23 protein-coding genes are annotated in these 24,192 nt (G+C 64.1%); 15 read left to right on the top strand and 8 right to left on the bottom strand.

The window, feature by feature from the left end; translation table 11 throughout:
- Nucleotides 1-19: 19 nt before the first annotated feature.
- The gene (gene panC / locus QYC26_RS07135) at nucleotides 20-865 is read left to right on the top strand and encodes a pantoate--beta-alanine ligase (RefSeq protein ID WP_317514701.1); all 846 of its coding nucleotides are present in this window, start codon (nucleotides 20-22) and stop codon (nucleotides 863-865) included.
- 73 nt (nucleotides 866-938) lie between these two features.
- Here panC and QYC26_RS07130 read toward each other — a convergent pair whose 3' ends face one another.
- Genes QYC26_RS07130 through QYC26_RS07100 form a run of 7 tightly spaced genes read right to left on the bottom strand, consistent with a single transcriptional unit; the run spans nucleotide 939 to nucleotide 9,624 of the window.
- Nucleotides 939-1,670, bottom strand: a complete 732-nt coding sequence (locus QYC26_RS07130) for a hypothetical protein (protein ID WP_317514700.1) — start codon at nucleotides 1,668-1,670, stop codon at nucleotides 939-941.
- The gene (locus tag QYC26_RS07125) at nucleotides 1,670-2,035 is read right to left on the bottom strand and encodes a hypothetical protein (RefSeq protein ID WP_317514699.1); all 366 of its coding nucleotides are present in this window, start codon (nucleotides 2,033-2,035) and stop codon (nucleotides 1,670-1,672) included. The genes QYC26_RS07130 and QYC26_RS07125 overlap by 1 nt, the downstream gene beginning before the upstream one ends.
- Nucleotides 2,032-3,234, bottom strand: coding sequence for a class I SAM-dependent methyltransferase (locus QYC26_RS07120; protein ID WP_317514698.1), 1,203 nt, complete (start codon nucleotides 3,232-3,234; stop codon nucleotides 2,032-2,034). The genes QYC26_RS07125 and QYC26_RS07120 overlap by 4 nt, the downstream gene beginning before the upstream one ends.
- On the bottom strand, nucleotides 3,231-4,286 hold the full coding sequence (locus QYC26_RS07115) for a nitrilase-related carbon-nitrogen hydrolase (RefSeq protein ID WP_317514697.1): 1,056 nt from the start codon (nucleotides 4,284-4,286) through the stop codon (nucleotides 3,231-3,233). Before QYC26_RS07115 ends, QYC26_RS07120 begins: the two co-directional genes overlap by 4 nt.
- A gap of 4 nt (nucleotides 4,287-4,290) precedes the next feature.
- Nucleotides 4,291-5,847, bottom strand: a complete 1,557-nt coding sequence (locus QYC26_RS07110) for an FAD-binding oxidoreductase (protein ID WP_317514696.1) — start codon at nucleotides 5,845-5,847, stop codon at nucleotides 4,291-4,293.
- A gap of 1 nt (nucleotide 5,848) precedes the next feature.
- Nucleotides 5,849-7,117, bottom strand: a complete 1,269-nt coding sequence (locus QYC26_RS07105; protein ID WP_317514695.1) for an MFS transporter — start codon at nucleotides 7,115-7,117, stop codon at nucleotides 5,849-5,851.
- A gap of 38 nt (nucleotides 7,118-7,155) precedes the next feature.
- Nucleotides 7,156-9,624: a TonB-dependent receptor gene (locus QYC26_RS07100; protein WP_317514694.1), complete on the bottom strand. Its 2,469-nt coding sequence runs from the start codon at nucleotides 9,622-9,624 to the stop codon at nucleotides 7,156-7,158.
- A gap of 135 nt (nucleotides 9,625-9,759) precedes the next feature.
- On the opposite strand from QYC26_RS07100, the gene QYC26_RS07095 reads away from it, so the two are divergent.
- The 6 genes from QYC26_RS07095 (at nucleotide 9,760) to QYC26_RS07070 (ending at nucleotide 15,321) form a co-directional block, all read left to right on the top strand.
- Nucleotides 9,760-10,440, top strand: coding sequence for a hypothetical protein (locus tag QYC26_RS07095; RefSeq protein WP_317514693.1), 681 nt, complete (start codon nucleotides 9,760-9,762; stop codon nucleotides 10,438-10,440).
- Between the two features lie 83 nt (nucleotides 10,441-10,523).
- Nucleotides 10,524-11,354 carry a CoA ester lyase gene (locus QYC26_RS07090; RefSeq protein WP_317514692.1) on the top strand — a complete coding sequence of 277 codons (831 nt, stop codon included), beginning with the start codon at nucleotides 10,524-10,526 and terminating at the stop codon, nucleotides 11,352-11,354.
- Entirely contained in the window at nucleotides 11,347-11,856 is a 510-nt protein-coding gene (locus QYC26_RS07085) for a MaoC family dehydratase (protein WP_317514691.1), read from the top strand. The genes QYC26_RS07090 and QYC26_RS07085 overlap by 8 nt, the downstream gene beginning before the upstream one ends.
- Nucleotides 11,857-11,869: 13 nt before the next feature.
- Nucleotides 11,870-13,039, top strand: coding sequence for an acyl-CoA dehydrogenase family protein (locus QYC26_RS07080; RefSeq protein ID WP_317514690.1), 1,170 nt, complete (start codon nucleotides 11,870-11,872; stop codon nucleotides 13,037-13,039).
- Complete coding sequence (locus tag QYC26_RS07075; RefSeq protein ID WP_317514689.1) at nucleotides 13,036-14,229, top strand: CoA transferase; 1,194 nt, start codon at nucleotides 13,036-13,038, stop codon at nucleotides 14,227-14,229. The genes QYC26_RS07080 and QYC26_RS07075 overlap by 4 nt, the downstream gene beginning before the upstream one ends.
- Before the next feature lie 3 nt (nucleotides 14,230-14,232).
- On the top strand, nucleotides 14,233-15,321 hold the full coding sequence (locus tag QYC26_RS07070; protein WP_317514688.1) for a CoA transferase: 1,089 nt from the start codon (nucleotides 14,233-14,235) through the stop codon (nucleotides 15,319-15,321).
- 4 nt (nucleotides 15,322-15,325) lie between these two features.
- On the opposite strand, the gene QYC26_RS07065 is transcribed toward QYC26_RS07070, so the two are convergent.
- Nucleotides 15,326-16,087, bottom strand: a complete 762-nt coding sequence (locus tag QYC26_RS07065; RefSeq protein WP_317514687.1) for a GntR family transcriptional regulator — start codon at nucleotides 16,085-16,087, stop codon at nucleotides 15,326-15,328.
- Nucleotides 16,088-16,344: 257 nt separating this feature from the next.
- Between QYC26_RS07065 and QYC26_RS07060 the strand changes: the two genes are divergently transcribed.
- Genes QYC26_RS07060 through QYC26_RS07025 form a run of 8 tightly spaced genes read left to right on the top strand, consistent with a single transcriptional unit; the run spans nucleotide 16,345 to nucleotide 24,146 of the window.
- Nucleotides 16,345-17,376 (top strand): MmgE/PrpD family protein, encoded by a 1,032-nt coding sequence (locus QYC26_RS07060; protein ID WP_411197634.1) that lies wholly within the window; start codon nucleotides 16,345-16,347, stop codon nucleotides 17,374-17,376.
- The gene (locus QYC26_RS07055; protein ID WP_317514685.1) at nucleotides 17,373-18,680 is read left to right on the top strand and encodes an MmgE/PrpD family protein; all 1,308 of its coding nucleotides are present in this window, start codon (nucleotides 17,373-17,375) and stop codon (nucleotides 18,678-18,680) included. Before QYC26_RS07060 ends, QYC26_RS07055 begins: the two co-directional genes overlap by 4 nt.
- Entirely contained in the window at nucleotides 18,677-20,047 is a 1,371-nt protein-coding gene (locus QYC26_RS07050) for a phenylacetate--CoA ligase family protein (RefSeq protein WP_317514684.1), read from the top strand. Before QYC26_RS07055 ends, QYC26_RS07050 begins: the two co-directional genes overlap by 4 nt.
- Nucleotides 20,044-21,360, top strand: a complete 1,317-nt coding sequence (locus tag QYC26_RS07045) for an amidase (RefSeq protein ID WP_317514683.1) — start codon at nucleotides 20,044-20,046, stop codon at nucleotides 21,358-21,360. Before QYC26_RS07050 ends, QYC26_RS07045 begins: the two co-directional genes overlap by 4 nt.
- A 20-nt stretch (nucleotides 21,361-21,380) precedes the next feature.
- Nucleotides 21,381-21,686, top strand: coding sequence for an REDY-like protein HapK (locus QYC26_RS07040; protein WP_317514682.1), 306 nt, complete (start codon nucleotides 21,381-21,383; stop codon nucleotides 21,684-21,686).
- Nucleotides 21,686-22,519: an SDR family NAD(P)-dependent oxidoreductase gene (locus QYC26_RS07035; protein WP_317514681.1), complete on the top strand. Its 834-nt coding sequence runs from the start codon at nucleotides 21,686-21,688 to the stop codon at nucleotides 22,517-22,519. The genes QYC26_RS07040 and QYC26_RS07035 overlap by 1 nt, the downstream gene beginning before the upstream one ends.
- On the top strand, nucleotides 22,519-23,385 hold the full coding sequence (locus QYC26_RS07030) for a polysaccharide deacetylase family protein (protein WP_317514680.1): 867 nt from the start codon (nucleotides 22,519-22,521) through the stop codon (nucleotides 23,383-23,385). The genes QYC26_RS07035 and QYC26_RS07030 overlap by 1 nt, the downstream gene beginning before the upstream one ends.
- The gene (locus QYC26_RS07025) at nucleotides 23,382-24,146 is read left to right on the top strand and encodes an enoyl-CoA hydratase/isomerase family protein (RefSeq protein WP_317514679.1); all 765 of its coding nucleotides are present in this window, start codon (nucleotides 23,382-23,384) and stop codon (nucleotides 24,144-24,146) included. Before QYC26_RS07030 ends, QYC26_RS07025 begins: the two co-directional genes overlap by 4 nt.
- Nucleotides 24,147-24,192: the final 46 nt, after the last annotated feature.

The following is a 24,192-nucleotide window of genomic DNA, read 5'->3' as shown; positions in this document are numbered from 1 at the left end:
TATCGGAGGCAAAGGCAGCGTGCAAACGGTCCGTGATCTGGAGAGCCTGCGGGCAGAGATCGCTTCATTTCGGGAAAAGGGCGAAACAATCGCCCTCGTGCCCACCATGGGCGCGCTTCATGACGGGCATATGGCGCTGATCGAAGCGGCCAAGACCCGCGCCGACCGCGTGGTCGCATCGATCTTTGTCAACCCGCGCCAGTTCGGCCCGAACGAGGATCTCGACGCCTATCCGCGCAAGGAACTGGCCGATGCAGCGATGCTGCAAGCTGCTGGCTGCGCGCTTTTGTGGCTGCCGCCGGTCGAGGTGATGTATCCGGAAGGCTATGCCACCAATGTGTCGGTTTCGGGCATTACCGAAATGCTCGACGGTGCGGCGCGCCCCGGCCATTTCGATGGCGTGGCGACGGTCGTCAGCAAGCTGTTCAACCAGGTTCGCCCCGATATCGCGCTGTTTGGCGAGAAGGATTACCAGCAATTGCTCGTCATCCGCCGCATGGTGACCGATCTCAATATGCCGATCGAGGTAGAAGGCGTGACCACGCAGCGCGACGAAGACGGGCTCGCCCTGTCGTCGCGCAACGCGTATCTCGCGCCCGAGGAACGCGAGGCGGCCCGCGCCTTGCCGCGCGCACTGGGCGAAGCCGCGCGCAGCATTGCCGCAGGCGGCGATGTGGCCGAGGCACTGGCCAAGGCGGTGGCGCAGCTTGAAAAGGCGGGCTTCGGACCGATCGACTATGTTTCGCTGCGCGATGCCGAGACGCTTGAGCCGATCGAGCAGTTCGACCGTCCGGCGCGCCTGTTGGCGGCGGCACGGCTCGGCCGCACGCGCCTGATCGACAATCTGCCGGTGCTTGCCGAATAAGCATCCCATAGCGGGGCAATGATTGTCCCGCCCCGGCGGAACCAGAAACGCGGGGCGGGACGTCGATGCGCTATCAGCGCTCGAGTTCGACGAGTTCGTACCAGGTCTGCATATAGCCGCCGACGCCGCCCTGGACGAAGATCGAGTCCGCGTCGGCGGTGACCCACATGTCGTAATGCGGGTGCGGAATGCCGCCCATGCCAGCGCCCTCGTCATCGACGAAGCGGAAATGGCGGCAGTCGAAGGTGCCGGCGGCAACCGTCACGGTTTCCTCGCCTACATATTCCAGACCGATCTCCACTTCGCTGATCAGCGGCGGGGTTGCGCCGCGATGATCGGGAGAGGGCAGGAAGACGCGGATGCGCCGACGATGCGGCCCCTTGGAAATATCCATGCAGCGCGTGGTGTAGCCATCGCCCGCAATGGGGTGCGTGCCGAAACCGTCGATTGTGCCGGTATAGGGCATCTGCTGCGAAATCCGGCCGATCATCGGGCCGTGGCTTTCGCATTCGATCACGCCGCCAGTTTCACCGGGAACATGATGCAGCCAGCCCGAACCCATGAACGCGTCGTCGACCGTCAGGTGGACGTGCAGATCCTGCGGCCGGCCCTTGGCATCAAGCGCGTAGATGATGTCGCGCATCACCGTGGGGGACGGTTCCTCGATCTCGCAGCGGGCGCGAAAGATCGTGCTGCCATCGCCATGATGGGTGAAGGTGAACCATTCCCGGCCCCGTTCCTGATCCATCATCTCGGGCTTTTTCGAGGTGTAGCGAATGCGTCCGCTGATCGTCCGATGCCGCATCAGCTGTCTCGCAGGGCGATGCTGAGTTCGGCCATGGGGCGTTCAGGCGCGGCCTGCATCGCTTCCATTTCCTGCTGAAGCCCCCGCATGATCCGCGCGATATACTCCTTGGTCATCAGCGCGCGTTCATAGGCGGCGTCGCCGGTCGGCTGATACGCCTCGATATCGGCCCGGCTGATCGTGCCCTTGGCGTCCAGCAACCGTTCGACGGTGTCGAGCCGTTCCTTCACCACCGAGATTTCGCCGGCCAGCGCCAACAGAATCGAGAGCGTGCGCTCTGCGTTGAAATCCCCCAACGTGTTGGGGCGCTTGCCCTTGGCGCGGGTTCCTGCGCGGGCGATCCAGTCTACGCTATCGTCACTCATGCTTCGGCTTTCCATGCTCCATAGGCGTTCCACGCCGCAGCGCGGCCATGATCTTCCTGTTCCCCTTCGGGCGAGGGCGGGAAAACGGTGCGATCCACCACCGCCAGCACGCGCGCGACGAACTGGCTGTCGCGCGCGAAACCGGCGTCTTCCATCACCTGCTTGAGATCGAGCGCGTGCATCGCCGACCAATAGGGTTCGTTGTTGTTGAACGCGTCCCAGTCGCGGATGAACTGCTCGTAGAGCGGCATCTCGGCGGTGTATTGCGGCTGTTCCAGATGGAACATCAGCCCGCCCGGCGCGAGCACGCGTTCGCCCTCGCGGATGATCTGCGGCAGCGCCTTGCCCGACAGTTCGTGCAGGTACATCGTCGTCTGCACCCAGTCGAAATGGCCATCGGGGAAGCGGCTCAGATCCTCGGCGTTCATCTGGATGAAGGTGATGTTTTTCGCCCCCAGCGCCTGTGCGCGGGCATGGGCATAACGCAGCACCGCCGCACCCGTGTCGATGGCGACAATTTCGGTTTCGGGGAAAGCGAGCGCCAGCGGCACGATATTGTGGCCGACGGTGCAGCCCAGATCGAGGATGCGCCGGGGCGTCCAGCCCGGACGTTCCTTCTTGATCCATTCGACCAGCGCCTGACCGCCGCCATCGGAAAGCGCGCCGAGCCCGCCGCCGGTGGTGGCGAACAGCCCGCTGTCATAATTGGCGCCGGCCGACATGTCGCCGGGGCGTTCCTCGCCATGATAGGAGCCGGGCATGCAGTGGATGTCGGTGACGTCCATGTAATGCGGGATCGCCAGCGTCGGATCGAGCTGAAGCGTGTCGCGGCCCTCGTTGAACTGGCGGACCTTGGCGCTGAGTTCATCAAGCTGGCGCAGCGTGATCGAACGGCCGTTCTGCTGGCGCATTTCCATCGTGTTGCGCTTGAGCGCCGACCAGTAGCGATGCCAGGGATCCTGGTTCATCGCGTCGCGGATCTCGAACCGGTCCTGCGGCGCGCGGCCATGTTCGGCTTCGAACGCGGGGAGCACGCGCGTATCGTACGCGATCTTGTTGCCCGCGCCGATCGCGCCGGACAGATATTTGTTCATCGCGGTCAGGAAGTTGTAGCGCGCCGCTTCGTCGTGCGTGGGGTCCGGGAAAACGGCGTGGCGGGCAACCGCGGTATAGGGCGGGGGTACATCCTGGCGGCTCATATCACTCCATCCTTTGCAAGGCGTTCGATCACCTGCTCCTGAACTCTGAGAAAATGATCGCGATCGGGGATCTTCAGTTCCCCATTCTCGATCAGGCTATTGGCGGGCTGGGGTGACTGGCCCGCATAGACCGGCGCGAACAGTTCAAGCCGTTGCCGCGCGAGGAAGTTCGTCATGCCGCACTTGCGGCGCTGGGTACGCAGCGCGTTGATGTCGAGATCGGCAAAGGCGGTGAAGGTTTCGCCCGTGTTCGATTCCGCCAACGGATTCCCCTTATAGTCGATTACCACCGAATTGCCGTCAGCCGAAGCGAGCGGCATTGCCGAGCCCTCGATGCCGGCGGTGTTGGCGGAGACGACATAGGCGATGTTCTCAAAGGCGCGCGCGCGCTTTGCGATTTGCTTGGGGGTGGCCAGCGGCGAGCCGATTTCCGACGAGCTGTGGACGAAGATTTCCGCCCCGCGCAGCGCATGCGCGCGCGCGATTTCGGGGTAGAGGATTTCTTCCGACGCGATCGCGGCGATATTGCCGATCTCGGTCCGCGCGACGGGGAAGACGCCCTCCAGCCCGTAGACATCGAGATATTGCGACCACACATCATGCGGGGTGGGGGCGAACATCGAGTTGAGCCTGCGATAGCGCAGCACGATATCGCCCGACGGGCCGATCACGAAACAGGTCTGGAAATAGATGCCGGGGAAATTCGGATCGCGCTCATAGGCATTGCCCGCGAGGAACAGGTTCTGCGCCTGCGCGATGCGGCCCATCGCCTCATATTCCGGCCCGTCCATGTCGAGCGCGGCCTTTTCGGCGAAATCGGGGATTGAGATGCGCCCGGGATAGCTGGTCAGGAAATATTCGGGGAGCACCACCAGCCGCAGCGGCGAGCCGCCATATTGCTGGATGAACACGCCCGATGCGCGGATCTTGACGCCGATCTCGTCGATCATCGCCAGCATCTGGGCGCTGACCTCGGCACGGTCCGACAGCCGCTCGACCGAGCGGGCGGCTATCTGGAGCGCGACGGCGGCAAAGGGTTTGATTGCCGTCATGGGATCAGAGCCCCAGGCTGCCGGGGTTCATCAGCCCCTTGGGGTCGACGACCTGCTTGATCGTGCTGAGCAGGTCCCATGCCTTGGGATCGCTCGCTTCCTGAAGCGGATAGGCGCGGCCGATCTGGAGATGGGTGGCACCGAGATCGCGGAAGATGCGGACAATTTCCTTGCGCAGGCGCACCACCAGCGCGCGCGATTCCTCGTTCGCGGGGAAACGGTTGAGCTTGGCGAGGTGATCGGCCTCGAGCGAGCGGCAATGAATCTCTTCCAGATTGTCGGGCCAGAAGAAGACAGGTTCGATAAGGCAGGTCGAACGATTGACGGCGGCGAGCATCGCCCCGCAGGCAACGCCCAGCGCGTCCATTTCGGCCTTGTTGTCATCGAACAGCGCCTGGATGCGGTTCCAGCCTTCGATTAGCCGGCTGTGCGGCAGGAAGCCATGGACAGGCACCCAGCGTTCGCCATCCGGGCCGACCATCGAGTTGACCGGCGGGAAAGGGTTGGCGCGCAGGATCTTGGGGATCGTGTTCTCGATCGCCTTGCCGCCATGCTTCACCGCGATCGCTTCGATCGCCTTGATGTCCGCATCGACGGCCGACTGGTAGCGGCCCTCGCAGATGCAGTGGAGCGAGAAGGGAACATCGTCGAGGAACGAGCGGCCCGCGGCGACGACCTTGGCGCCTTCCTTCAGCGCCTTGAACACCGAACCTTGCGCTTTCATCATGTTGACGAGCGACTTGGCGTCCTTGGTGAGGCTGTCGCGCTTCATGCGCTGCGACTGGAGATAGGGGTCGAAGCCGAAATTTTCGGAGGCCAGCCCTTCGCGGGCCACTTCGCTCATCGCGCCGAAATAGGCGGCCGCGTCGGGGAAGGAGAAGGAGCCGTAGGCAAAGGCCTTGCCTTCGCGCACCAGCTTCAGCGTGATCGTCGCCTTGACCCCCAGCGCACCGCAATCCGCCGCGAACAGCCCCGTGATATCGGGGCCGAAGGGGCGGAAGAACTGGCTGCCGGTCGACATGATCCGGCCATCGGCGAGGACGACCTCGAAGCTGATCGCACTGTCGACGACGGTGCCGGCCGATGCGCCCCAGAAGATGCCGTTCTGGCTCATCCCGCCACCGACCGTGGCGTTGATTCCCGACAGCGTGCCCCAGGCCAGGACGCGCAGGCCCTTGGGCTTGAGCGTCTGTTGAAGCTTGTCCCAACTGCAGCCCGATTCGACGGTAACCGTCATGTCTTCCTCGTTGATGTCGAGGATGCGGTTCATCGCGGCGGTGTCGATCAGCAGCGCGCCGGGGGCGGTGGCGAGATAGCCCGAGGTGTAGCTCATGCCGCCGCCGCGCGGGACGATGGCGATGCCCGCTGCCGTCGCTGCAGCAACGCCGCGCGCCAGCATGTCCTTGTCCGCGGGGCGGAAGACGCCGAACAGCGCGGGGCCGCGGCTGAAAACGTCATGCGAGAAATAATCGAGTTCAGCAGCATCGGTCACGATCGCGTCTGCGCCGACGGCGGCGACGATCGAGGCCAGAGCGTCTGTACCCTGAATCATGGTGGCCATCTCAATGGGCTCCTGCGGGTTGAAGTTTGGGGTCTGCGTGGCGCGAGGCGGCGGGATAGCGGCCAAGCAGCAGCAGCAGCGCACCGCCGGCAGCGAAGCAGAGCATCGCGGCGAAAAGAATGGGGTCGTAGCTTCCGGTCCGATCGCGGACGAGGCCGTAGACGATCGGCGAAATCGCCGAGCCGATGCCGAAGGGCATGTAGAGCACGCCGTAGATCCTGCCGTAATGCGCCATGCCGAAATATTTGGAGGCGAGATAGGCGATGACGTCCGATTCGGTGCCTGCGGCAAAGCCGAGGAGGAACCCGCCAGTCATCACCGCCGCCATCGTGGCGTCGGTGCCCATCAGCAGCCAGCACGCGATGGTGGGCAGCAAAAGTGCCGGGAAGGCGACGCCAGGGGCCCAGAAACGATCAAAGAGATAGCCGACGAGCAGGCGGCCGGTAAGAATGCCGATCGCAACCACGCCCATGACGCTGGCGGCGACTTCGGCGGCGAAACCGTGCAGCGAGACGATCTGCGCAATGTGGATATGCGCGCCGCCATAGGCAAAGGCGGTGAGCAGGATCGAGACGAACATAACCCAGAAGCGGTAGCCGCGAACGGCCTCGCCGAGCGACTGCCCGGCAACCTCGCCTTTGGCGTCGGTCAGTTCAGCGGGGCGTTCCTCGGGCCGGGGTTCGCGGAACCAGAAAAAGGCGAGCGGAAGCGCGATGCAGATGGGCAGCAGCGCGACGACGGGGAAGGCCATGCGCCATCCGCCGGCTGAGATCGCCTTTTGCGCGATCTGCGGCACGACCATGGCGGCCAGGCTGGTGCCGAGCAGCATGATGCCGAGCGCCAGCCCGCGGTTCTTGCTGAACCACAGGCTGATTGCCCGGCTCCAGGTGACCGGAGTCGAGCCGATACCGATTGCGCCCAGCACCGCCCAGAAGGCGATGTACCCGGGCGTCGATGCCGGCATGAAGTAGAAGGCACCGAAGACGATCCCGAAGACGAACAACGACAAGAGCGCCACCGGGCGGACGCCGAACCGATCCGAAAGGCCGCCAAAGACCGGCGCCATCAGCGCGGCGATGATCCCGAAAACGGTCACCCCCGCGCTGATCGACGCGAAGTCCCAGCCGAATTCCTTGTTGATCGGTCCCATGACGAGCGGGAGGACATTGAAGGGCAGTGGTGATGCACCGCATGCCACCCCCAGTAATGCTGCGGCGAGCGGCTTTGCGCCCAATTTGAATTCAGAGCGCTGGCCCGTCGCGGTCGTCATATTATCGTTGTTCCCTCGTTCCTGTTCGGTGCGGGTGATCAGAAGTTGTGGCGCGCCCGGATCATCCACGTTGCCGGCGGATCGATGTAGCGCGTGTTCACCAGCGAGGTGTTGGCCGCCGTTTCGCCGAGGCAGTTGGTGCACGATACCGAAAGCTGCCACGCCTTGTCAGCGCCGTTGAGCGCCAAACCGGCGTTCAGGAACCATGCGGCAGGCGAGTAGGAACCGGCGAGGATCGTGCCTTCGTACGGATTGCCCGGGAAGGTGCCGTTGGCGCCGGTGATCGAACCCGAATAGATGGTCAGGTTGGATGCCGAGGTTTCCTGGCTGGACCGATAGGAGGCGTTGATCGAGGGAACCAGCGTCATGCCGCTGCTGCCCAGTTCGGCCTCGTAATTGCCGCCGAAGGCAATGGTCCATTTGGGCGTACGCGTCGGCTTGGCGATGCTGCCATCGGCAGCAACGATGCCCGCGCCGCACGGCGAGGTGCCGACGCCCGGGACATTGCCGGCCGCAAGCGCGGCAAGGCAGGCCTGCTGCTGCGCATAGACCGACTGCACGCCGAATTCGTCGAATGCGGGGGCGTTCTTGTCGATGCGGAATTCGGCATCCTGATAGCCGCCATTGACGTACAGGTTGAGGCCGTTGACCGGAACGAAGGTGAATTCGGCTTCGACGCCCTTGTTGCGCATATCTGCGAAGTTGCGGGTGATGAAGGTGGCCGAACCATTGGCGTTCAGGATCGCCGACGGCGTCTGCAGATCGCTGACATCGGTATAGAAGAAGGTCAGGTTGGCACGGACCCGGCGGTTGAACCAGTCGGACTTGATGCCGGTTTCATAGCTCCAGACCTTTTCGGGGCCGAAGGGCAGGAAGGTGCTGACGTTGGTTGCGCGCGCATTCCAGCCGCCCGATTTGAACCCGCGCGTCGCCGAGGCGAAGAGCAGGATATCGTCGGTGGCCTTGTAGTTCACCGCAAAACGCGGGGTCCACAGCTTGGCGCTCTGCTTGTGCGGAACGGCCAGGCCGGACGGGCCGAAAAGGTTGCCGGTGTTGAGGCAGGTCGCTTCCACGGTGCCGTCATTGCAGCTCAGACGGTTGTCCGAGAGTTCGAACGTCTTGGTTTCATCCGTGTAACGGATACCAGCGGTGAGCTTCAGCTTCTCGGTGGCGTTGAGATCGAACTGCGCATAGCCAGCATAGGCTTCGGTCTTGTTGCGCAGGATACGGTCGGCGAGCAGGAACTGCGACGTTGCCGAGGTCGAGAAGAGGTCCGCAAAGTCGGTGCGGTTGTTCTCGACAAGGTAATAAGCGCCCGCGACATAGTCGATCAGACCATCGCCAACGCTGCCGTTGAACTTGATTTCCTGGCTGAACTGTTCGTGCTGGCCGTCGTTGGTGATGACGAATGCGCCGTGCGCTAGACCGAGCACCGGGGGAACCGGGTTGGCGAGCGTCGGGCCGGTGCGGCCGTCATAGAAATCGAGCGCATATTGCTGGGTCTGGCTGACAAAGCCGGTGATCAGGCTGGCCGACAGATTCTGGGCAACGTCGAACTCGAACTTCGAGGTGACGAGATCGGTGCTGGTGCGGTTGCCCATCAAATAGTTCGCCTTGCGACCGCTGACGGTGGCCAGATAGGGCGAGGTTTCCGCCGTCTTGCCTGCGCGCAGGCCGGTCGTGACAAAACGGCCGTCGCACTCGCTGGGATTGGCCGGGTTGCACTGGAAGTTCATAATGTTTTCGCCGTTCGCGACGATATGCGCGTACGAACCGGTCCATTTGGCGCCGGGGGCAAGATCGCCGCGAATGCCAAGGCGGACGCCCCAGCCATCATCGTCGTTCAGGCGCTGGCCGGTGGTGACGTTCTTGGCGTAACCGTCGTCATTCTGCCAGTAACCGCTGATCTTGACCGCGAAGCTGTCGGCGAGCGGAATGTCTGCCGAACCGCGCACGACCTTCTTGTTGAAACGGCCATAGCCGATTTCGGCATAGCCGCCGAATTCGTTGCCGGGTTCGCGCAGGATCACGTTGACCGCGCCGCCGGTGGTATTGCGGCCGAACAGCGTGCCCTGCGGACCGCGCAGCACTTCCACGCGCTCGACGTCGAACAGGTTGATGTTGTTCGCGTTCTGCCGACTCAGATAGATATCGTCGACATAGGTGCCGACCGGCGGGTCGAAGGTGGGGATGGTTTCGGTGTTACCGAGGCCGCGCAGATAGAAGGCATTGGCCGAACCTACGCCGGTATTGTTCATCGACACAAGGTTTGGGACAAAACGACCAAGCTCGAGAGTATTCGAAACGCCCTGCTTTTGAAGCTGATCGGCCGAGAAGGCCGAAATTGCGATCGGCACGTCCTGGACGCTTTCCGAACGGCGCTGTGCGGTCACGACGATATCGTCGACGGCTGAGCTGACCTGAGCGCCTGCCTCTGACTGCGCGTGGACGGGGGTAATCGCAATCGTCGCGGACAGCGCTGTCGCTGCGAGCAGGATGCGTTTCATCAAATTCTCCCTCTTATTCGATCCGGTGTTGGGGCGTTTCTGCCTGCGGAGCTTTTTTGTGATTTGTCCGGACAAATTTTCATGTAACACAATGGCTGTCAAGCGGCCTTCGGCCCGCAGAGGGAGAAATTTGACATGACATTTGCCGATTTGGCCTACCCAAGCCTGGTCTATTTCCACTTGCTTTTGTTCGTTTTGTGGCTCGGCGGAGACGTCGGCGTTTTCCTTGCGGGGCAGCATTTTCGCAAACGTGAAATCTACACGCTCGACCAGCGAATCGCCCTGCTCAAGCTTCTCGTCCTCATCGACATGGGCCCGCGTACGGCCTGGGCGCTGATGGTTCCGGTGTCGCTGACGGTGGTCACCATGGGCGGCTTCTGGGCCGTGCCGCCGCTGATGCTTGCCGCCGCTTGGGCCGTGGGTGGTTTGTGGCTGTGGTTGGTTTGGGATGCCCATAATCACGACATGACGCCGCGCGCGGCGCGCGACCGCAAGATCGAATCATGGCTGCGAATCGGGCTGACGGTTTTTTATGTCTGGCTCGGCGCCCAGTCGCTGATCGTCGGTGAACCGCTGGCGCCCGTTTGGCTCGCGTCGAAGGCGCTTCTCTTTGGCCTCATCTTCGCCGCGGCGATCATGATCGACGTATCGTTCAAGCCCGTCGGCCCGCAGCTTGGCCGCCTGCTCAAGGAAGGGTCGAGCGACGAGACCGAGGTTCCGCTGCGCGCGACGATGGACCGCACGCGCATCTGGGTGTGGGTCGTTTACCTGCTTCTCGTTGTCACCTCGTACCTCGGTTTGGTGAAGCCCTTCTGACGAAAAACGGGGGGTCGCGCTTTTGTGCTTGACTTATAATTTGTCCGGACAAATTCTGTGACCCTCAGTTCAAGGAGGATCGATTGAACGCTGCGGCTGGCCTTTCAACCATGCTTTTCGTGCCGGGAAGCAAGCCCGAACGCTTTGCAAGGGCGCTTGCCTGCGACGCCGATGTGGTGTGCGTCGACCTTGAGGATTCGGTTCCCGAGGCCGGCAAGGCAGAGGCGCGCGCCGCATCGATCGCGGCAATCGCCGAGGGGGATGCCCGACTGGTCCTGCGCATCAACGGCATGACGACGCGCGCCGGGCTGGAAGATCTCATCGCGCTGGCCGATGCGCCGCGCCTGCCGGCGCTGCTGTTCGTTCCCAAGGTCGAAAGCCCGGCCGAAATCGGCATCATCCGTTCGGTGCTCGGCGCGCGCTGCCCCGGCATCGTGCCTCTGATCGAAACCGTGAAGGGGTTGACTGCGGGCCATGCGATCGCCGCCGAACCCGGCGTGGTCGCCATGATGTTCGGCGGCGGCGACTTTGCCGCCGAACTCGGCGTCGCGCTGGCCTGGGAGCCGCTGGCCTATGCGCGCGGCGCCTTCATCCAGGCCTGTGCCGGTGCGTCGATCCCGGCGATCGACGTGCCCTACATCATTCTCGATGACGCTGCTGGCCTCGAGACGGAAACGCGCGCTGCAAAGGCGCTCGGCTTCTCGGCCAAGGCGGCGATCCACCCGTCGCAGGTGGATGTCATCAATTCGGTTTTGCGCCCCACGCCCGCGGAAATTGCCGAGGCGGAAGCGGCGGAAAAGGCTTTTGCCGCGGCCGGTGGCGCCGCGGTGCGTTTCAACGGCCGCATGCTCGAAGCACCGATCATGCGGCGATATCAAAGGATTTTGGCAATGCGGAGCAACAACGATGCGTGACGGTGTGGTCGAGGTCGCCCCCGGACGTTTCCGCGAGGTGCAGGGGCGTTATTTCGAGGATTTCGTGGTGGGGCACATCTATGAGCACCGCCCCGGTCGCACGATCACCGATGCCGATAATGTGTGGTTCACGCTGCTGACGATGAACACCCATCCGGCGCATTTCGATTATGAATTCTCGAAGAAGACCGAGTTCGGCAAGCCGCTCGTGGTCAGCCCGCTGACCATTGCGCTGATGACCGGGATGAGCGTGTCGGACACCAGCGGCAAGGCGATCGCCAATCTGGGTTGGGACGAAGTGCGGATGACCCATCCGCTGTTCGTCGGCGACACGCTGTATAGCGAGAGCGAAGTGCTCGAAAAGCGCGAGAGCAAGAGCCGACCCGATCAGGGCATCGTGACGTTCAAGACCGTCGGCAAGAATCAGGATGGCACGATCGTGAGCCATTACAAGCGCACCGTGCTCGTGTGGAAGCGCGGCTGCGGCCCCGTCGACGACTGAGGAAAAGCCAACAATGTCCCAACATGTGGAACGTCATATCGATCCGGTCGAGGAAGAAGCCTTTCTCGACGCGATCGACCGGTGGCTGGAACGCGAAGTGCGCCCCGTCATCATGCACCACGACCATAACGACATCTGGCCCGAAAAGCTTGTCGGCCAAATGCAGGAAATGGGCCTGTTCGGTGCGACGATCGATCAGGCATATGGCGGTCTCGGCCTGCCGGCCAAGACCTATGCCAAGATCATCACCAAGATCTCGTCCTACTGGATGGCGATCACGGGGATCGTCAATTCGCACCTGATCATGGCGGCGGCGGTCGAACGCTTCGGCACCGAGGCGCAGAAGCAGCAATGGCTGCCCAAGTTCGCCAGCGGCGAGATCCGCGGCGGCCTGGCGCTGACCGAACCCGATGCCGGCACCGATCTTCAGGGTATCCGTACCACTGCGGTGCGCGACGGCGATCACTATGTGATCAACGGCACCAAGACCTGGATCACCAACGGCGTGCAGGGCAGCTGCTTTGCGCTCCTGGTGAAGACCGATCCTAAGGCCGAGCCGCGCTATAAGGGCATGAGCATCTTCATCGCCCCCAAGGCCGAAGGCTTCACGGTTTCGAAGAAGTTCGACAAGCTCGGCTATAAGGCGATCGACAGCGCCGAGCTGGTGTTCGACAATTACCGCATCCCGGCCGACAACCTGATCGGCGGCGTCGAGGGCGAGGGCTTTTTCCAGGCGACCGGCGGACTTGAGCTTGGCCGCATCAACGTCGCGGCACGCGGCGTCGGCCTGGCCGAAGGTTCGCTGCGTCTGGCGACCGAATATGCCCAGATCCGCAAGACGATGGGCAAGCCTATCGCGCAGCACCAGGCGATCCAGCTCAAGCTGGGGGAGATGGTGACGCGCGCCAAGGCGGCGCAGCTGCTCGTCGCGAATGCGGCCCAGGCCTATGACCGCGGCGAACGCTGCGACATGGAAGCGGGCATGGCGAAGTTCTTTGCCTCGGAAGCGGCGGTCCGCAATTCCGAAGAGGCGATGCGCATCTTCGGCGGCTACAGCTATTCCAAGGAATATGAGATCGAGCGCTTCTATCGTGATGCCCTGCTGATGTGCATCGGCGAAGGCACCAACGAGATGCAGCGCATGATCATCGCCAAGCAGTGGCTGAAGAGGAACCCGGTGTGACGGGCGCGCTTCCCCTTGCAGGCTATCGCATCCTTTCGGCCGAGCAATATGGTGCGGGTCCGTACGGCACCATGTTCCTCGGCCAGCTGGGGGCAGAGGTCATCAAGATCGAACAACCGGGCGCTGGAGACAGCGCCCGGGCGGTCGGGCCGCACTTTCTGCGTGAAAATGAAAGCCTGTTCTTCCAGAGCTTCAATCTCAACAAGCGCTCGCTGACGCTTGATCTGAACACGCCAGAGGGCAAGGCGATCCTGCACCGGCTCGCCGCCTCGTCGCACGCGGTGGTCAACAATCTGCGCGGCGACCTGCCGGGCAAGATCGGCCTGACCTATGCGCATCTGAAGGACGCCAACCCCGCGCTCGTCTGCGCGCATCTGTCGGCCTATGGCCGCGACAATGAGCGCGCACGCTGGCCTGGCTATGACTATCTGATGCAGGCGGAAGCCGGCTTCATGGCGATGACCGGCGATCCGTCGGCACCGCCGACGCGCTTCGGCCTGTCGATCGTCGACTTCATGACCGGCACGATGATGGCGATCGGCCTGCTCGCCGCCCTTGTCGATGCGCAGCGCAGCGGCCAGGGACGCGATGTCGATGTCGACCTGCTGTCGACCGCGATCCACCAGACCAGCTATCCGGCCATGTGGTATCTGAACGCCGGCGACATCACCGCGCGCACCGTGCGTTCGGCGCATCCCTCGGTAACCCCGAGCCAGATGTTCCCGACCGCGGATGGTTCGGTGTTCATCATGGCGCAAATCCCCAAATTCTGGACCGTGCTGACCGAAAAGATCGGCCGTCCCGAACTGGCGCAGGATCCGCGCTTCCTGAAGCCCGCGGATCGGACCAAGAACCGCGACGCGCTTGTCGCCATCCTCGACGCGGTGTTTGCGACCAAGCCGACGGCTTATTGGATCGAGGCGCTGGGCGGCCATATGCCGGTTGCCCCGGTGTTCTCGCTCGATCAGGCGCTCGACAATCCGTATCTGCGGACGACGGGCATGGTCGACAGCGTCGTGCATCCCGACCGCGCAGAGATGCGCGTGCTGGCCAACCCGATCAAGATCGACGGCCAGCGCCTGCCCAATCGGGCAGGGCCGCTGCTGGGCAACGACACCGAAACCGTCCTCGCAGAGGCGGGTTACGACGCGGCGGAGATCGCGGCATTCAAGGACAAGGGCATCGTTTGAGTCATGGGTAAGCTGACTGGGATCAAGGTCGTCGATCTGTCGCAATTTTTGCCGGGGCCGATGCTCTCGGTGATGATGGCGGATCACGGTGCCGAGGTGGTGAAGGTGGAACCGCTGGCCGGGGAACCCGCACGCACCCAGGCGCCGTTCGAGGCCGGCCAGTCAGTCTGGTTCCGTAATCTCAATCGTGGCAAGAAAAGCGTCGCGCTCGATCTCAAGAGCGATGCGGGCCGCGAGGCGCTATGGGCGCTGATCGACGAGGCGGATGTCTTCATCGAAGGCTTTCGTCCCGGCGTCGTGAAGCGCCTTGGCTTTGGCTATGATGCAGTGGCGGCGCGCAATCCGCGCATCGTCTATTGCTCGATCTCGGCCTTTGGGCAGACGGGGGAACTGGCGCATCACGCAGCGCACGACATGGCGGTGCAGGCGATGGCCGGTTTCCTCTCGGTCAATGACGGGCCTGACGGCATGCCGGTTGTCCCCGGCGCGCCCTCGGCCGACATGGCGGCGGGGCTCACGGGTCTTTCGGCCGTGCTGATGGCGCTCCTCGGTCGCGCGCAATCAGGGCGGGGCGACTATATCGATGTCGCGATGTTCGATTCGCTGCTGCCCTGGTGCGCGCATATCGCGGGCGGCGCGGTCGGCGGCGGAGAGCCGCCGCGCTCAACCACTCAGCGTTCGCTGGGTGGGGCCGCCTTTTACAATGTCTATGAGACCGCCGATGGCCGGCACATCGTGCTGGGCGGTCGTGAACTCAAATTCGTCGAAAATCTGTTGACCGCGCTTGGCCGCCCCGACCTTATCCCGCTGGGCAGCGAGGAGCCGGGCCCGGCGCAAGCGCCGCTCATCGCCTATCTGCGCGAAACCTTCCGCACGTCTACGCGCGCCGAATGGGTGGAGTGGTTCGCGGACCGGGACGTGGCCTTTGCGCCCGTGTTCGATTTCCAAGAAGCGTTCACCCAGCCGCATGCCGCCGAACGCGGGCTGGTGGTGGCGGTGGACGGCGCGCATCATATCGCCCCGCCCATCCGTTTTGCCAGCGATCCGGCCTGGGTGCCGGCATCGGCGCCGGAGCTCGGCGCCGATGGCTGATCGGTTATTTTTCGACTTCGATGTGCATCGCGTAGGCGAAGCGGTCACCGGGATGGTGGCTGGCCGAAATCTCGATGATACGGCCCTGCGCGTCGAGGTAGCAGCGCAGGATCCGGAGGCAGGGGCTGCGGCGCGGAATGCCCAGCTCTGCGGCGATCGGTCCGCTCGCGGGAACCGCCTGAATGTCCTGCGTGACGCTGACGACCTTGACGCCGGAAAGGCGCTCGAGCTGCTGGAAGATCGTCGACTCGTTCGGGCGGATTTCCCGCGCGGCGGCTTCGAGATCCTGATGGATATAGGCGTCGGTCAGCGCGATCGGCTCGGCGGCGCCGGTGCGCGTCCGCAGGCCGCGGAAATGATACCAGCGCCCGCCCGCCGGAACGCCGATATGGACGGCCAGCTTCTTGGGCAGCGGAACGACCCCCTGTTCGGTGAACAGATATTGGGTGTCGCGCGCATATTGCAGAATTTCACCGACGTTGGACAGCGGCTGGTGCAGCGCGCCGCCGCGTGCGGACGCGGGCTGAATGACCGTGCCCGAGCCGCGCTTGCGCTGGATAAGCCCTTCGGTCTGCAGCGCGCGCAGCGCCTCGCGGACGGTGAAGCGGCTCACCCCGTAACGCGCGCACAGCACGCTTTCGGTAGGGAACTGGGCGGGATCGGGAAAGTCGCCCCGCAATATTCCTGCGCGCAGATCTTCGGCAAGTTCCTGATAACGCGGTTTTCTGGAGCCACGTCCGGAAACCTTTTCAACGTCGGCCGACAAATTTGCGCTCCTCATCCAAAATACATGATCCCGGAGTTCTCCCGGTGAACTCATCGAACCATAGCGTCACCGAACGGCTTGCACAGCATTTACAACGGCCTGTCCAGAAAATTGTACGGACAAAAGCGCGATTTCATCTTCTCGACTGGCTAGCGTGTGTTGCCGGCGCGCGCGGCTCCGCGCTGGCGCAGATACAGGGGGCGCGCACTGACGGAAACATCTTTGAACGCACCGCCTGGCTCGGCAATGTTCTCGAGATGGATGATGTCCATCGGACGGCAATTTTGCACCCCGGCCCGGTGGTGTGGCCGGCGGCGCTAAGCCTTGGCGACGATGATCTGGACGGCGCATTGGACGCGGCGGTGCGCGGCTATGAGGCGATGATCGCCATCGGATCGATGTTGGACGCGCGCCATTATGCTTATTGGCACAACACCGCGACCGCCGGCACCTTCGGCGCTGCAGCGGCGGCGGCCAGCCGGCTCGACCTTGACAGCGCCCAGACGGTTTCGGCGCTGGGGCTGGCGGGATCGGTCACGGGCGGGCTGTGGCAGATGCGCCACGAACCGGTGATGGCGAAGCAATGGCATCTGGCGCATTGCCTGACGACGGGTGTTGCCGCCGCGCGCAATGCCGCGCACGGGATCACCGGGCCGCGCTTTATTCTGGAAGGGCCGCAGGGCCTGCTCACCGCAAGCTGCGCCGAACCCAGGCCGCTCGAACTGCCGGATCATTGGCGGATCGATGAAGTCAGCTTCAAGCCATGGGGCGCCTGCCGCCACGCGCACCCCGCCATTGACGCCGCGCTTGAACTGAAGGCGCAAGGCGCGCTTGAAGGCCCGGTCACACTGTCCAGCTACCGCGATGCGATGGTGTTCTGCGATCGGCCCAACCCGCAAAGCGTGATCGACGCCAAATTCTCGATTCAGCACGCGGTAGCGATCGTCATGGCGCGCGGCGTTCCCGTGCTCACCGATTTCGAACCCGAGGCGATCGCCGAATTGGCGCCGCTGCGCGCGCTGGTGACCGTGGCCGAGGATCTGGCGATCACTGCGGATTATCCGGCGCATTTCGGCGCTCGCATCGAAAGCGCGACCGGGCGGGTGATGCTGCGCGATGCGCTGGGCGATCCCGAACGCCCGCTTGCGGATGCGGGCATCATTGAAAAGGCGCAGGCGCTGATGGCCTGGGGCGGGATCGATCCGAGCCGCGCCGAAGCCGCGATACAGGCGGTACTCGAGGGCGACCGGGTTTCCGCAATCACCGATATTCTGGGGGAATGGCTGTGAGCGCGACCAAGAGGCTGATCGAATTTGCCCGCGCCGAGCACAGGCTGCCGGATGCCGTGCGCGACGCCGCGATCCATCTGCTCGGCGATACGCTGGCGGTAGGGGCCGCCGGGTCGACCGCGCCGGGGGCGGACGGCGTGTTCGCCGCGGCACAAGGCTGGGGCGCCGGGCAGGATGCGCGTATCATCGCGCGCGATGTGCGCCTGCCGGCTGCTGGGGCGGCGTTCGTCAACGCCTTCCAGATCCATTGTCTCGAATGGGATGCGGTGCACGAACCCGCCGTAGTCCATGCGCTTTCAACGGTCACCGCATCGGTTGCCGCCGCGATCGACCGGCGCGGCGGATGCGACCCCGACGAGGCGCTGGCCGCGCTTGCGGTGGGTGTCGACGTGGCGAGCGGGCTGGGCATTGCCGCCAGCAGCGCGCTGCGCTTCTTCCGTCCGGCCACCGCAGGGTGCATCGGTTCGGCGCTTGCCGTCGCCCGGATCGACGGTGTCGAGAATTCCGAGGATGTGCTCGGCCTTGCCTATTCGCAGGTGGCGGGCACGATGCAGGCGCATGTCGAGGGGTCGATCGCGCTGCCGCTTCAGATAGCGGGGGCCGCGCGCGCGGCGATCGCTGCGGTCGATCTCGTCAAGGCGGGGCTCACCGGCCCGCACGATGTGCTCGAAGGCCCGTTCGGCTATTTCAAGCTGATCGATGACGGCAATATTGCCGGCTATACCGATCATCTGGGGGATGTGTGGCGGATTGCCGAAGTCAGCATCAAGCCCTTCCCCTCGGGCCGTGCCAGCCACGCCGTGATCGCGACGCTCGATACGCTGATGCGCGAAGGCGCGGTCAGCGCGGGCAATGTCGCCACGATCGAGGCGTTCGTGCCGCCGCTTATCCAGCGGCTTGTCGGCCGCCCGATGCAGGCGGCGATGACGCCCGCTTATGCGCGGCTGTGCCTGCAATTGCTCGTCGCGCTGCAACTGATCGATGGCCGCATCGATCCGCGCCGCTTTACCGCCGATACCTTTGCCGATCCCGCCATCGGCACGCTTGCGCGCAAGCTGTCGATCACGCTCGACGGCAATCAGGACCCCAATGCGCTGTCGCCGCAGCGGCTTGTCGTCACGCTGAATGACGGCACCCGCGTCGAGCGCGTGATCCCGCATACCCTTGGCCATCCCGATGCGGCGATGAGCGCCGCGCAGACGGCAACCAAGCGCGGCCTCGCACGCGAACTCGCCGCCAACATCACCGATCCCCGGCTTTTTGCCGACCCGCTTTCCTATTTCACTCGTCCGGAGCCAGCATGACTTTCCCGACCTATCATGAAACGTTCGACGCCAAGCAGATGCTGGAGGATTATCCGGTAGGCGACGCTTTCACCGCTCGCTACACGACGATGAGCCGTGACGAATTGCACGCGATGCAGAATGAGCGGTTCCTGAAGCTGATGAAGCGTGGTTGGGAAGTGCCCTTCTACCAGCGCCTCTGGGGCGCGCAGGGCATCGAGGCCGGCGATATCCGCAGCCTTGACGATATCACCAAGCTGCCCGTCTACGACAAGACCGACCTGATGGCCTCGATCGCCGAATTCCCGCCTTATGGCGATTTCGCCGGGCTGGGCGGTGCGGATCGTCCGCCGACGATCTTCCACACCACCTCGGGTACCACCGGGCGTCCGCAGGCGCTGCTCTTTGGCCCCAAGGGGCGCGAGATCACCAATCTGCTCGTCGGCCGCATGTATCGCTGGCAGGGCCTGTCGCCGCAGGATGTGGTGCAGTCGGTCTATGGCCACGGCATGATCAATGGCGGCCATTATATCCGCGAAGCGGTGACGCACTTCACCAACTCGATCTTCCTGTCGGCGGGGACGGGCATCGAAACCCGCTCGGTCAACCAGGTCTCGCTGATGGCCGATTTCAACGTTTCGGTGCTGGTGGGCTTCATCGACTATATCCGCAAGCTCGCCGAAGTCGCGAAGGCGGAAGGCCTGCTGGACAAGATCAACATCAAGATGATCTGCGGCCACCTTGGCACCGAAGACCGCGCCAGTGTCGAACAGGCATGGGGCGGCGCGAAGGCCTATGACTGGTACGGCGTGGGCGACACTGGCTCGATCGCGGGCGAAGGCCCCGAGCGCGACGGTCTTTATGTCTGGGAAGACGCGCAATATCTCGAACTGCTCGACGTCGACACCGGTGCGCAGGTGGGCGCGGGCGAAACCGGCGACATGGTCGTCACCTGCTTGTTCAAGGACGATATTGCGCCCTGCATCCGCTTCAACACGCACGACATCACGCACGAACTGACCGGCGCCAACCAGACCGGCATGGTGTTCAAGCGGATCGCCGGCTTCAAGGGCCGCAGCGACAATATGGTCAAGCTGCGCGGCATCAACGTCTTCCCGCACGCTATCGGCGCGCTGATTGAAAACCGCCCCGACCTGACGGGCGAGTTCGTCTGCTATCTGCGCCGTGACGCCGCCGGCCGCGACGATATGTGCGTGACGCTGGAAAGCCGCGGCGGCACCGATGAGGCGCAGCTTGCAGGCATGCTGCGCCAGGGGCTTGGCGTCGAGGTGTCGATCGCACTGGTGGGCGCGGGCGAAACCGCACCGGCCACCCAGATCGACGTGCGCCAGAAGCCGATCCGCCTGATCGACGAGCGCAAGCTGTGATCGCCCTGCACCAGCTCGACATTGCCGGGCTGCGTGCGGCCTATGCGGCGGGCGAGACATCGCCCGCCGAGGTCGTTGCGCATTATCTTGCGCGGATCGACCAATATGATCCGGTGATCCGGTCCTATGTCGGGCTTGACCGGGACGGGGCGATGGCGGCGGCGCTGGAAAGCGGCGTGCGCCTTGCCGAAGGCCGCGCCCGCGCGCTCGAAGGCGTGCCCGTCGCGGTGAAATCGAACATCGCGGTTAAGGGGCTTGAATGGAATGCCGGGATGGAAGCCCGGCGCGGCATCGTCGCCGACGCCGATGCCGAAGCCGTCGCCCGGCTGCGCGCGGCAGGCGCGATCATCCTCGGTACGCTCAACATGCACGAAGCCGCACTGGGCGCGACGACGGACAATCCGTGGTTCGGCCAGACGATCAACCCGCACGGCACGGGGTGCACCCCCGGTGGGTCGTCGGGCGGCAGCGGGGCGGCGGTATCCGCCGGGCTGTGCGTTGCGTCGCTTGGCACCGACACGCTGGGGTCGGTGCGTATCCCGTCGGCCTATAACGGCGTCTACGGCATCAAGCCGACGCACGGCGCAATTTCGGATGCGGGGCTCGTTCCGCTGAGCGAATGGCTCGACAGCATCGGCCCCATCGCGCGGTCGCTTGGCGATCTGGAGGCGCTGCTTGCAGTGCTTGCCGATGGCGGGGCGGGCGTTGTTTCGTTCGGCCGTCTGGTGCTGCTCGACAGTTTCGACGATCTGGGCTGCGAGCCGGCGGTTCTCGCCGCCTATGAACGCGCGCTTGGCCAGATCGGCGATCTGCCGCGCGCGGCACTGTCGCTTGAGGACAATGCGGTGGGCGTACGCTTTGCCGGGTTCGTCGTCGCGGCGCGCGAACTGATCGGCCATCTCGGCGCCGTGCGCAGCGAAAAGGCGGACCAGCTTTCGAACGAACTGCGCTTCATGCTCGATTATGCCGCTGGGCGCTCGCCCGAGGATGTCGAAAAGGCCGAGGCGATCATCGCGCGCACCCGCGCGGCGGTGCGTTCGGCGGTGGGCGAGGACGGCGTCCTTTTGATGCCGACCGCGCCGCAGGCGGCCTTCCCGCACAGCGCCCGCCCGCCGGTGACCCAGTCGGCCTTCACCGCCTTTGCCAATATCGCGGGTCTCCCGGCGATCAGCATTCCGGCGGGGCTTGATGACAATAACATGCCCGTGGCCATCCAGCTGGTTGGCCCCGAGGGCAGCGAAGCGGCGCTGATCGCGCTGGCACGGCAGCTTGATGCCGGGCTGGCGGGTTTCGTGCCGTCCCCCCTGATTTGAATTTCCAAGGAGAGTTTTCGATGCGGATCATCGTTCTTTTCAACCTGAAGCCCGGCGTCGACGCCGCAGCCTATGAAAACTGGGCGCGCACCACCGACATTCCGGGCGTCAACGCGCTTGGCTCGGTAAAGGATTTCCAGGTGCACCGCGCCACCGGCGTGCTCGGCAGCGACGCGGCCTCGCCCTATGCCTATTTCGAGGTGATCGACATCACCGACATCGAAGCCTTTGGCGTCGATGCGTCGAGCGAAGCCGTCCAGAAGGTTGCCGCCGAATTCCAGCAGTTCGCCGACAATCCGCAGTTCATCCTGACGGAGACGCTGTGATGCGGCGTTTCGAGGGCAAGACCATCGTCGTCACCGGATCGGGCCGCGACAAGGGGCTTGGTCAGGCGATCCTGCAGCGCTTTGCCGATGAGGGCGCGAACTGCGTCGTTTCCGACCTTGGCAAACCCGCCGAGCATATGGGCGCAAGCGACATCGGCACGACCGACGAGATGGAAGCGGTGGCCGAGGAACTGCGCCAGCGCGGTGCCAAGGTTGCGGTGATCCCCTGCGATGTGCGGTCGGAAGAAAGCTGCGAGGCGCTTGTCGCCAGGACCGTCGAGACCTTCGGTTCGCTCGATATCTGGGTGAACAATGCGGGTATCGGCTATATCATGAAGCCGTTGCTTGAGACGACGGGTAGCGAATGGGAAGCCGTGATCGGGGTCAACCTGTCGGGCGCGTTCTACGGCACCAAGGCGGCCGCCAAGGCGATGATCGCCGCGGGCAAGGGCGGACGCATCATCAACATCGCCAGCCAGGCCGCCAAGTCGGGCTTCCCGCACATGGCGCCCTATACCAGCTCCAAGCACGGCATGGTGGGCCTTACGCGGTCGAACGCGATCGAGCTGGGCCAATATGGCATCACCGTCAACGCGGTGTGCCCCAACCATGTGACCACCGGCCTTGGTGCACGCCAGAACGAATATTTCTCGAAGCTGCTCGGTTTCGACACGGTCGAGGCGTACGTCGAGAATATGAAGCGCAAGAACCCGATGGGCCGCCCCGGGCTTGGCAGCGATACCGCCGCCGCCTGTGCCTGGCTGGCCTCGGACGACGCAGTTTACGTGACCGGCGAGGCGCTCAACGTCTCGGGCGGTGAGGAGATGCATTGATGATTGAAGAACGGATCGACTGGCCGAATAACGCAAAGCTTGCGCTGTCGGTTGTCGTCAATGTCGAGGAAGGCTCGGAAATGACCGTGGCGCGGGGTGATCGCGGCATGGAGCCGGTCGATGAACTCGGCATCCATATCAAGTCGCCGATCCGCAACTACGGCAACGAATCCAACTATCTCTACGGCATCAAGGCCGGTGCGCCGCGCATCGTGCGTCTGCTCAAGCAGTACGGCATCAAGGCGAGCTGGACGGTGGCCGCGCTCAGCCTCGAAAACCATCCCGAAATCGGGCAGGCGATCGCCGCGCTGGGCCATGAGCCGGTGAGCCATGGCTATCGTTGGGTGCACCAGTTCAAGATGAACGAGGAGCAGGAGCGCGCGTTCATCCGAAAGGCCGTCCAGTCGATCGAAAAGACGACCGGCGTGCGCCCCTATGGCTGGCTCAGCCGCTATTTCCACACCGACAACACCCGCCGCCTCCTGATCGAGGAGGGCTTCACCTATCATATGGACGATTATTCGGGTGACGTTCCGTTCTGGGACAAGGACACGGTGCCCGGCCAGCCGATCGCGATTGTGCCCTATCAGCTCGATTCGAACGACATGAAGATGTGGACCGACCCCGCGATGACGCCGACGCAGTGGCTGGAATATGCCAAGAACTGCTTCGATCAGCTGTACCGCGAGGGCGAAGCCGGTAACCCGAAGATGATGTCGCTCGGCCTGCACCTGCGCATCATCGGCCGTCCCGGCCGCATCTGGGCGCTGGAGGAATTCTTCCGCCACGTGACCGCCAGGCAGGATGTGTGGATCACCACGCGCCGCGAGATTGCGGAGCATCTGGCCACGGTGAACCCGGCATGAGCCTGCGCCTCGAAAAGCAGGGCGCGATCGCCCGTCTGCTCATCGACCGGGCGGAAAAGCGCAACGCCTTCACCCAGGCGATGTGGGAAGCGCTGCCCGTCCTGCTGGACGAGGCGATGGCCGATGACGCGGTGAAGGTGGTGATCCTGCAATCGGCAACCCCGGGCGTGTTCTGCGCCGGCGCCGATATCGCCGAATTCGGGGCAGGCGCGCTCGACCCCGAATGGCGCGAACGCAACCAGCAGGCGATCAGCCGCGCGCAGATCGAACTGACGCGCGCTGAAAAGCCGGTGATCGCCGCCATCGACGGCGACTGTGTTGGCGGCGGCTGCGGCCTTTCGATCGCGTGCGACATGCGCGTGGCGAGCCCGCGCGCACGCTTCGGCATCACGCCGGCCAAGCTCGGCCTCGTCTATTCGCTGCACGATACCAAGCTGCTGGTGGATCTGGTGGGCCCCGCACAGGCCAAGCGCATCCTGTTCACCGCGCAGTTGCTGCCCGCCGACGAAGCGCAGCGCATCGGACTGGTCGAGATTCTCGACGCGGACCCGCTGGCCGCCGCCGAGGCGCTGGCGCAGACGATCGCCTCGGCATCGTCGCACAGCGTGCGCCAGACGAAGAAGATCGTCCGGCGCATCCTCGACGGGCAGGCCGATGATAATGCGGAAACCGCAGCGCTGTTCGGGGCCGCCTTTACGGGGCCCGATTTCAAGGAGGGCGTCTCGGCCTTCCTCGAAAAGCGCAAGGCGGTTTTTCGCTGAACCTTTCAAACGGGCCGCACCCCCAGGGGATGCGGCCCGAACTTTT

Source organism: Sphingomonas sp. C3-2 (genome assembly GCF_033025475.1).
GTDB lineage: Bacteria > Pseudomonadota > Alphaproteobacteria > Sphingomonadales > Sphingomonadaceae > Sphingobium_A.
Note: the sequence above shows the minus strand (reverse complement) of the source record. Positions and strands in the feature narration are given on the sequence as shown.